7 protein-coding genes are annotated in these 7,413 nt (G+C 69.5%); all 7 read right to left on the reverse strand.

All coding sequences use genetic code 11. The features are described 5' to 3' along the window. Nucleotides 1-421 precede the first annotated feature (421 nt). The 7 genes from AC3WPZ_RS16965 to AC3WPZ_RS16995 all read right to left on the reverse strand — a co-directional run bounded on the left by AC3WPZ_RS16965 (nucleotide 422) and on the right by AC3WPZ_RS16995 (nucleotide 7,359). Nucleotides 422-1,327, reverse strand: a complete 906-nt coding sequence (locus AC3WPZ_RS16965) for an AAA family ATPase (protein WP_492440712.1) — start codon at nucleotides 1,325-1,327, stop codon at nucleotides 422-424. Further along, entirely contained in the window at nucleotides 1,324-2,115 is a 792-nt protein-coding gene (locus AC3WPZ_RS16970) for an FAD binding domain-containing protein (RefSeq protein WP_492432491.1), read from the reverse strand. Before AC3WPZ_RS16970 ends, AC3WPZ_RS16965 begins: the two co-directional genes overlap by 4 nt. A 17-nt stretch (nucleotides 2,116-2,132) precedes the next feature. Further along, a complete protein-coding gene (locus AC3WPZ_RS16975; protein ID WP_382323899.1) occupies nucleotides 2,133-4,514 on the reverse strand; it encodes a xanthine dehydrogenase family protein molybdopterin-binding subunit in 2,382 nt (793 codons plus the stop codon). A gap of 11 nt (nucleotides 4,515-4,525) precedes the next feature. Next, nucleotides 4,526-4,993: a (2Fe-2S)-binding protein gene (locus AC3WPZ_RS16980; protein ID WP_382323900.1), complete on the reverse strand. Its 468-nt coding sequence runs from the start codon at nucleotides 4,991-4,993 to the stop codon at nucleotides 4,526-4,528. Nucleotides 4,994-5,142: 149 nt separating this feature from the next. Further along, on the reverse strand, nucleotides 5,143-5,643 hold the full coding sequence (locus AC3WPZ_RS16985; protein WP_492432489.1) for a hypothetical protein: 501 nt from the start codon (nucleotides 5,641-5,643) through the stop codon (nucleotides 5,143-5,145). Nucleotides 5,644-5,735: 92 nt separating this feature from the next. Continuing rightward, nucleotides 5,736-6,806 (reverse strand): flavodoxin family protein, encoded by a 1,071-nt coding sequence (locus tag AC3WPZ_RS16990; RefSeq protein WP_492440714.1) that lies wholly within the window; start codon nucleotides 6,804-6,806, stop codon nucleotides 5,736-5,738. Nucleotides 6,807-6,882: 76 nt separating this feature from the next. Continuing rightward, the gene (locus AC3WPZ_RS16995; protein ID WP_382159151.1) at nucleotides 6,883-7,359 is read right to left on the reverse strand and encodes a DUF1579 domain-containing protein; all 477 of its coding nucleotides are present in this window, start codon (nucleotides 7,357-7,359) and stop codon (nucleotides 6,883-6,885) included. Between the last annotated feature and the right edge of the window lie 54 nt (nucleotides 7,360-7,413).

The following is a 7,413-nucleotide window of genomic DNA, read 5'->3' on the forward strand; positions in this document are numbered from 1 at the left end:
TCGTGGTGGGTTGCATGCACCTCGCGCTGACGGCTGGCGGGGTCCGCGTTCTCCGGCGCTGCTCGCGGGTGTCTGCCCGGGTCCACGACCATCACTTCGTCAACACGACCCCCTCGCGCTCCCTCTGTGGCAACCGCGAATGGGCGCCTGCGCCCGCGAACCCCACCATCCGTCGAGAGTGACATGCAGGCGCGCAAAGGGTCTTCTCCCGTGTGGCGTGCCTGGGTGCGGCTGGGGTCGATGGGGTGGGTGTCCGGGCGCAGGCGCCATTCGCGGTTGCCACAGAGTAAGCGTCCAGACCATGGCGTTAACGCAGTGGTTTCACTCGCGCCCGGGCAGACGCCCGCGACAGTGCGCCGGAGAACGGGCACACGCCCCAGCGGCCTTGAACCAATGCAAGCAAGCAAGGTATCCACAAAACTCACACAGGCTCAGGCGCCAACAACTGATCCAGCATCGGCAGCAAGGCCGCCACATCCTCCCGCTGCTTGAAGAGAATGCCCGCCGTGTCCTGGATCACCTCAGGGTCCAAAGTCAGCGTATCCAAAGCCACCAGCGCCTTCGCCCACTCCACACTCTCCGCAATGCCAGGACTGCGCTGAAAAGCATTGGCGAACGGCTGGTTGCGCAGACGGGACACAAAACGCGTCACCTGCTCGGTCAACGCCGCACTCGCCTCCGGCACCTGGCTTTTCACGATGGCCAGCTCGCGCTCCCGCTCCGGGTAGTCCAGCCACTGGTACAGACAACGCCGCTTCACCGCGTCGTTCAGATCGCGCGTGCGGTTGCTCGTCAGGATGGTCAGCGGCGCCGCCACCGCGCGGATGGTGCCCAGCTCGGGAATGCTCACCTGGTACTCGCCCAGGTACTCCAGCAGAAAAGCCTCGAACGGCTCGTCGGCCCGGTCCACCTCGTCGATCAACAACACCGCGCCCGGCTCCGGCGTCTGCAAGGCCTGCAGCAGCGGGCGGCGGATCAGGTAACGCGCCTGGTACACCTCGCGCTCGATCTCGTCGGGCGTGGACGTGGCCTGCGCCGCGCGCATGTGCAGCAACTGCGCCGTGTGGTTCCACTCGTAGAGCGCCTCGCGCTGCTCCATGCCGTCGTAACACTGCAGGCGCAACAAGGGCCGGCCCAGCACCTTCGCCAGCGCCTTGGCCAGCTCGGTCTTGCCCACACCCGGCTCGCCTTCGAGCAACAGCGGGCGCTGCAGGCGCATCGCGAGAAACACGGCGGTGGCCAGCCGCCGGGGAGCGTGGTAGCCCACGCCCTGCAGGGCGTGGGTGAGGCCGTCGATGCTGTCGGTGTCGTCGGGCACCCGGCTCATCCGTTGGCGTGACGCACCGCCACCTGCGTCTGCACCGTCACCAGGTGCGCCCGGTAGGCCGCGCTGGCGTGCAGGTCGCCGCTGATGTCGCTGGCGTCGATCTTCACGTCCTTCACCGCGTCGGGCGTGAAGCTCTTGGCCAGCGCAGCCTCCAGCCCGGCGTGGCGGAACACGCCGTTGCCGGTGCCGGTGATCGCCACGCGCGGGCCCGAGGGCGTGAGCGCCACGAACACGCCCACCAGCGCGAAGCGCGAGGCCGGCTGGCGGAACTTGGCGTACGCCGCCTTGCTGGGGATGGGGAAACGGATCGCGGTGATGATCTCGCCCGGCTCCAGCGCCGTGGTGTACAGGCCCTGGAAGAAGTCGTCGGCCGCGATCTGGCGCCGGTCCGTCACCACCGTGGCGCCCAGGCCCAGCACGGCGCTGGGGTAGCAGGCGGCCGGGTCGTTGTTGGCCACCGAGCCGCCCAGGGTGCCGCGCGCGCGCACCTGGCGGTCGCCGATGCCTTCGGCCAGCGCGGCCAGCCCGGGGATGTGCTTGCGCACGTCGGCGTTGTCGGCCACGTCCTGGTGGCAGGTCATGGCGCCGATGACCAGGGTCTGGCCTTCGACCTTGACGCCGCGCAGCTCGGCCACGCCGCCCAGGTCCACCAGTTGCTCGGGGCGCAGCAGGCGCTGTTTCATGGAAGCGATCAGGGTCTGACCACCGGCCAGGGGTTGCGCGCCCGCGCCGCTGAAGCGCTTGGCATCGGCCAGGGTCTTGGGTTGTTCGAGTGTGAATGCGTACATGGTGTGTCTCCTCCGTTTCAGGCCTTGGCCGATTGGATGGCCGTCCACACGCGGCTGGGGCTCGCGGGCATGTCCAGGTCCTTCACGCCCAGCGGCGCGAGCGCGTCCAGCACGGCGTTGATCACCGCCGGCGGCGAGCCGATGGCACCGGCCTCGCCGCAGCCCTTGGTGCCCAGCGGGTTGGTGGTGCAGGGCGTGGTCACGTGGCCGAGCCGGAAGTCCGGCACGTCGTCGGCGCGCGGCATGGCGTAGTCCATGAACGAGCCGGTGACCAGCTGGCCGGTCTCGCGGTCGTACACGCAGTGCTCCAGCAGCGCCTGGCCGATGCCTTGCACCAGGCCGCCGTGCACCTGGCCTTCCACGATCATCGGGTTGATGATGGTGCCGAAGTCGTCCACCGCGGTGAAGCGGTCGATGCGCACCACGCCGGTGTTGGGGTCGATCTCCACCTCGCAGATGTGCGTGCCGGCCGGGAAGGTGAAGTTGGTCGGGTCGTAGAACGCGGTCTCGTTCAGGCCCGGCTCCAGCTTGTCCAGCGGGTAGTTGTGCGGCACGTACGCGGTGAGCGCGACCTGGCCGAAGGTGACCTTCTTGTCGGTGCCTTTCACGGTGAACTCGCCGTTGGCGAAGTCCACGTCGGCGTCGCCGGTTTCCATGAGGTGGGCCGCAATCTTCTTGGCCTTGGCCTCGATCTTGTCCAGCGCGCGCATGATGGCCGCGCCGCCCACCGAGATGGAGCGCGAGCCATACGTGCCCATGCCGAAGGGCACGCGGCCGGTGTCGCCGTGCACGATGTCCACCTGCGACGGGTCCAGCCCCAGGCGCGAGGCCACGACCTGCGCGAAAGTGGTCTCGTGGCCCTGGCCGTGGCTGTGCGAGCCGGTGAACACCGTCACGCTGCCGGTGGGGTGCACGCGCACCTCGCCGCATTCGAACAGGCCGGCGCGCGCGCCGAGCGCGCCCGCCACGTTCGACGGCGCCAGGCCGCAGGCCTCGATGTAGCTGCTGTAGCCCACGCCGCGCAGCAGGCCCTTGGCCTTGGAGGCGGCCTTGCGCTGTTCGAAGCTGGCCATCTCGGCCAGTTCGTTGGCCTGGGCCATGCAGGCGGGGAAGTCGCCGGTGTCGTACTGCAGCGCCACCGGGGTCTGGTAGGGGAACTCGGTGATGAAGTTGCGGCGGCGGATCTCGTCCTGCGACAGGCCGGTCTCCCACGCGCAGCGGCTCACGATGCGCTCGAGCAGGTAGGTCGCCTCGGGTCGGCCGGCGCCGCGGTAGGCGTCCACCGGCGAGGTGTTGGTGAACCAGGCGTCCACCTCCACGTAGACCTGCGGCGTCTTGTACTGGCCCGCGAGCAGCGTGGCGTACAGGATGGTGGGCACGGCGGTGGAGAAGGTGGAGAGATACGCGCCGAGGTTGGCGTCGGTGTGCACGCGGAAGGCGAGGAAGTGGCCGTCCTTGTCCAGCGCCATCTCGGCGTGCGTCACGTGGTCGCGGCCGTGCGCGTCGCTCAGGAAGGCTTCCGAGCGGTCGCAGGTCCACTTGATCGCGCAGTTGAGCTTCTTCGAGGCCCAGGTCAGGCACACGTCTTCGGCGTACAGGAAGATCTTGGCGCCGAAGCCGCCGCCCACGTCGGGCGCGATCACGCGCACCTTGTGCTCGGGCAGGCCGAGCACGAAGGCCGTCATGAGCAGGCGCTCCACGTGCGGGTTCTGGTTGGCCACATAGAGCGTGTAGTCGTCGCCCGCGCGGTTGTAACTGGCGATGGCCGCGCGCGGCTCCATCGGGTTGGGCGCCAGGCGGTTGTTGACGAGGTCGATCTGGGTCACGTGCGCGGCGCCGTTGAACGCGGCGTCCACCTGGCCCTTGTCGCCGATGGCCCACTTGTAGCAGTGGTTGTCGGCGGCGGCCTCGTGCAGCGCGGGCGCGCCGGACTTCATGGCGTCGCGCACGTCCACCACGGCGGCCAGCGGCTCGTAGTCCACCTCCACCAGCTCGGCGGCGTTCTTCGCGTTCTCCAGCGTGTCGGCCACCACCATGGCCACGTGGTCGCCCACGTAGCGCACCTTGCCGAAGGCCAGGATGGGGTGGGGCGGCTCCTTCATGGGCTGGCCGGCGGTGTCGGTGATGAGCCAGCCGCAGGGCAGGCCGGCGATCTTGTCGCCCGCGACGTCGTCGCCGTCGAGGATGCCGATCACGCCCGGCGCCTTGAGCGCGGCGGACTTGTCGATCTTGCGGATGTTGGCGTGCGCGTGCGGCGAGCGCACGAACACCGCGTGGTGCATGTTGGGCAGCACGATGTCGTCGGTGTACTGGCCGGCGCCGGTGAGGAAGCGGTAGTCCTCCTTGCGCTTGAGCGATTCACCGATGTGGGGGAGTTTGGAGAAGTCGGAAGCACCCATGGTCGTTCTCCTCAGGCCTTCATGGCGGCAGCACCTTGCTGCACGGCCTTGACGATGTTCTGGTAACCGGTGCAGCGGCACAGGTTGCCTTCGAGCAGCTCGCGGATCTCGGTGCCGGTGGCGCCGGGGTTCGACTTGCACAGGCTCACCGAGCTCATCACCATGCCCGGGGTGCAGAAGCCGCACTGCAGGCCGTGGCATTCCTTGAACGCCGCCTGCATCGGGTGCATGGTGCCGTCGGCCGCCGCCAGGCCTTCGATGGTGGTCACTTCGCAGCCGGCGGCCTGGGGCAGCAGCATGTTGCAGGACTTGACCGCGCGCCCGTCGAGCAAGACCGTGCAGGCGCCGCACTGGGCGGTGTCGCAACCCACATGGGTGCCGGTGAGCCGGAGGTGTTCGCGGATCGCCTGGACCAAGAGCGTGTGGGGCGGCGCGTCGATGGTCACGGCCTTGCCGTTGACCCTGAGTTGAACCTGCATGCTTGTCTCCTTGTTGTGGTGATGGGGCACCAACAAGTTGAGCACGCGGCCCGGGCGGTGATTTGCGGGTTAACCCTGAAATCCTCTGGCCGGCGCCAATCATTCTCAAATTGAGACGCGCGCGGCTCAGGGGGCTTGCGCGACCCGGCTCAGAGCTGCGGGCTGGATGAGCGGGGCAGCTCGGCGCGGTAGCGCAGGCGCACCACCGTGTCCTCGACCACCTGCAGGTGCACGCTGGTGCGGCGGTACGACCACTTGCGGTCGATGCCCACGGTCAAGGGGTCCTGGCGGCTCTTGGTGCTGATCTCCAGCCCGTACCTCGACCGCAGCGACACCGTCAGCCGCTGGGCAAGGGCGCGCGCCTCTTCGGGTGAGCCGGCCTGGGCGCGCAGCACGACGCTCTGCAGCCGGTCCTGCTCGAACCCGAACGCCACCTGGAAGTCGGCGCCCACCACGTCATGGGCGGGAATTTCCAGCAGCACGCGGCCGTCTTCGGTGGCCGGGCGCAGCGTGCCCGGGGCCGCCGCCTCGGGAATCAGCGCCACCACCTCCGCCGGCGTGGCGCCGGCGGGCACGCCGCGCCAGAGCGCCTGCGCCGAAGCGCCCACGCACCACAGGAGCAGGGCCGAGCAGACGAGGAATTGGTTCATGTGGGCGTTGGATGCGGGCGAAGCCGCGGAGTTCGGGTGGTTCGGCACCCGGGCGCGGGGCCCGCCGGTGGCCCGGCAAGAATACCCGGTGGCTACTTGGGCCGAGGGCGGGGCAGGTGGGGCTGCACCGCCTGCAACCGCCCGCTGCGCAGCTCCACCACCGCCTTGCTCACCGCCAAGGCCGCGTTGCGGGTTTCGTCCTGCACGGCCAGGTCGTCGTCCAGCGTGTCGTGGCTGGTGGCGTAGGGTTCGTAGTAGCCGATGAAGCGGTCCAGCCGCGCCTGCGGGCCGGCGTCGATCAGGCCCATCCAGTCCAGCCAGTCGCACAGCGAGCGGCGCGCGCCCTCGATGCCGGCCACGTCGCCGTGCACCACCACGCCGTAGGCGCGGCCCGCCAGGTGCTGCGGGTAGTCCCAGCCCGCCATTTCCAGCGCCTTGGCCTTCTCGGGCTTCTTGCCGCCGGTGGAGGTCGGGTCGGGGTTGCCGCCGTCGGCGCACACCAGGCGGTCGATCATGAGCTTGAGCGGGCTCGGGCTCTGGTACCAGTAGACCGGTGTGACCAGCAGCACGGCGTGCGCCGCCACCCAGCGTTCGTAGATCTCGGCCATCCAGTCGTGCGTCTGGTTCAGCGCGTGGTTGGGGTAGCAGCTGCAGGGCCAGTGGCACAGCGGCATGGCGGTGGACACGCAGCCCTTGCAGGGGTGGATGTGCAGCGCGTATTCGGAAGTGAGCAGGCTCAGGTCCAGCACGTCGACCTGCATGTGCTGCTGTTCGAGCGCTTCGCGCGCGATCCGGGTGAGCCGGTAGCTTTTGGAGATCTCACCGGGGCAGGTGCCGTCGTTGCGCGCCGAGCCGCAGACCAGCAGCACCCGCGACGGCGTGCTGGGCAACGACCAACTCGCCTGCGCGGCGTCCAGGCGCGCCTTGGTCGCCACCCACTCGGACGACAGGTCGTAGTCCGGGTCGGCGTAGCCCGGCCCGGCCTTCTGCGTCACGGGCGCCTTGCGGCCTTCCTGGTAGGCCTCCCAGGCGATGGCCTCCAGCCGTTCGATGCTCGCGTCCTCGGTGCGGAAGGCGGGGTCGAAGAAGGAGGCGCGAAAGCGCTCGCTGAATGCCGCGCGCTCCAGGGGAGCGGGCGCCTGTCCTTTTCGGATCTGGGTCATGGTGCGGTGGTGTGGGTGGGGTGACCCAATATCGGAGCCGCCCGCGGGCGCGTCTGTTCGCCACCGCACCCTGGCTTCAGGCCGGGGCTCGGTGAAAGCGCATCGTCCAGTTGGCCTCCCAGCTGCGGCCGGCGTCGGCCGAGAACGCCTGCTCCCACAGCGGCGAGGCGGTCTGCGTGTCGGTCCAGCGAAAGCGCACGCGGATCGGGCGGCCGTCCAGCACGTCTTCGGCGAAGAAGGTGCCCACGCCGCGGTCGAAGTGGCCCACCACCGGCACGTCCAGCTGGTGGGGCTGGCGGCCGTCCAGCCACCAGATGGACCAGCGGCCGGTGTGCGGGTTGTGGCTGCGCAGCGTGGCCGCGCGGTAGCTGCCGCCGGGCAGGTGCAGCAGGTTGTCGTCCACGTTGCCCTGGCCACCGAGCACGGGCCAGGCGGTGCAGGTGCCGTCGAAGCGCTCCCAGTCGGTGCAGCCGCTCAGGCGCTCGCGCAGGCGGTGGTGTTCCACGCGCCAGTGGCCGTGCAGGAAGTCGAAGTCGTGGTCGCTGGTGTTCATGGGGTGGCTCCTTCAGGCGTGCAAAGCGGAACGGGCGGTGGGGGTGAGGCGGTG

It is taken from the genome of Hydrogenophaga sp. FW305-3-2-15-A-LB1 (assembly GCF_058787875.1).

What these genes read in the sequence shown, in the direction of transcription:
- AC3WPZ_RS16965 (WP_492440712.1), bottom strand. Translation starts at nt 1,327, where the DNA reads ATGAGCCGGGTGCCCGACGACACCGACAGCATCGACGGCCTCACCCAC.
- AC3WPZ_RS16970 (WP_492432491.1), bottom strand. Translation starts at nt 2,115, where the DNA reads ATGTACGCATTCACACTCGAACAACCCAAGACCCTGGCCGATGCCAAG.
- AC3WPZ_RS16975 (WP_382323899.1), bottom strand. Translation starts at nt 4,514, where the DNA reads ATGGGTGCTTCCGACTTCTCCAAACTCCCCCACATCGGTGAATCGCTC.
- AC3WPZ_RS16980 (WP_382323900.1), bottom strand. Translation starts at nt 4,993, where the DNA reads ATGCAGGTTCAACTCAGGGTCAACGGCAAGGCCGTGACCATCGACGCG.
- AC3WPZ_RS16985 (WP_492432489.1), bottom strand. Translation starts at nt 5,643, where the DNA reads ATGAACCAATTCCTCGTCTGCTCGGCCCTGCTCCTGTGGTGCGTGGGC.
- AC3WPZ_RS16990 (WP_492440714.1), bottom strand. Translation starts at nt 6,806, where the DNA reads ATGACCCAGATCCGAAAAGGACAGGCGCCCGCTCCCCTGGAGCGCGCG.
- AC3WPZ_RS16995 (WP_382159151.1), bottom strand. Translation starts at nt 7,359, where the DNA reads ATGAACACCAGCGACCACGACTTCGACTTCCTGCACGGCCACTGGCGC.